Origin of the sequence: Clostridium estertheticum, assembly GCF_018861295.1 — a bacterium.
In the GTDB taxonomy this organism is placed as follows: Bacteria; Bacillota; Clostridia; order Clostridiales; family Clostridiaceae; genus Clostridium_AD; species Clostridium_AD estertheticum_D.
In genome coordinates, this window is record NZ_JAHLDM010000086.1 from 1 (window position 1) to 1,224 (window position 1,224).

1 protein-coding gene and 1 rRNA gene are annotated in these 1,224 nt (G+C 29.4%); one reads left to right on the plus strand and one right to left on the minus strand.

Going from position 1 to position 1,224, the window contains the following annotated elements; genetic code table 11:
- Positions 1-73: ribosomal RNA gene (rrf, locus tag KPL54_RS26920) — 5S ribosomal RNA — on the plus strand; the annotation flags it as partial.
- 87 nt (positions 74-160) lie between these two features.
- On the opposite strand, the gene KPL54_RS25765 is transcribed toward rrf, so the two are convergent.
- Complete coding sequence (locus KPL54_RS25765) at positions 161-898, minus strand: NAD-dependent protein deacylase (protein ID WP_216109319.1); 738 nt, start codon at positions 896-898, stop codon at positions 161-163.
- Positions 899-1,224: the final 326 nt, after the last annotated feature.

The following is a 1,224-nucleotide window of genomic DNA, read 5'->3' on the forward strand; positions in this document are numbered from 1 at the left end:
CACGAAGGTTAAGCTTCAATGCGCCGATGGTACTGCAGGGGTGACCTTGTGGAAGAGTAGGTTGTCGCCAGGTAATAAAAAAACACTAAGTTTACTTAGTGTTTTTGTTTTGTCCAAATTTAAATAAAACTCGATTTTACAGAATGTTTATATTCTCATCTTAAATAAAGGAAGCACAAACAGTACTCAAAACCTTGCCTATACTGTCGTTAATTACTAAATTGGCTTGATTGTCATACTGGGTTGGAGATTTGTTGATGAGAATTAAGTTATTTCCATTGAAATATTTAATTAGGTTTGCTGCTGGATATACTACAAGAGAGGTACCACCTACAATCAATGTATCAGCGTTACTTATTGCCTTAATGGAACTTTCTAAGATATCCATATCTAACCCTTCTTCATAAAGGACTACATTGGGTTTGACAATACCACCACAACTATCACATATTGGAACTATAGATTTGCTAGCTAATATATAATTTAAATTAAAAGATTTGTTGCATTTCATACAAGAATTTCTATGTATAGATCCATGAAGCTCATAAACATTTTTTGAACCTGCCATTTGGTGTAATCCATCAATATTTTGAGTGATTATAGCTTTTAATTTATTTCTATTTTCAAGCTTTGATAATGCAATATGGGCAGCGTTCGGTACTGCATCAGTAAAAATCATATTAGTTTTATAAAACTTAAAAAAGTCCTCGGTATGATTTATAAAAAAAGAATGACTCAAAATAACTTCAGGAGAAAATTTTAATTCATTTTTCACATTATATAAACCTTTTGCGGAACGGAAATCAGGAATGGAACTTTCTGTTGATACACCTGCACCTCCAAAAAAAACTATATTAGTACTATTTTTTACAATTGTTTCTAATGATTTGTAACACATAACATCAACCCCTTATATATATTATAACAGTTAAATGATTAGTAGTTGTTAAATTAAATATAATAGTATGGTTCAATATTAATTAATATAGGACAAGAAACTATATACTTATCCTAGTGTATCAACATGAGGTATTGGAGGATTAATAGTGAATAGTGGAGAAAAATGAGAATAATTTAGATATATGAACTATAACGTTAATATACAATAATTCTGTTATGATAGAATATTACTTGTCGTCACATGATGACAAAGCAAATTGGTCTTTGAAAATTAAACAGAGAAATAGGTAAAGAAATGAAATAATATTTTATTTTAACCAGTCA

Bases quoted from the DNA above. Each gene is read 5' to 3' on its own strand.
- KPL54_RS25765 (WP_216109319.1), bottom strand. From the start codon at position 898: ATGTGTTACAAATCATTAGAAACAATTGTAAAAAATAGTACTAATATA.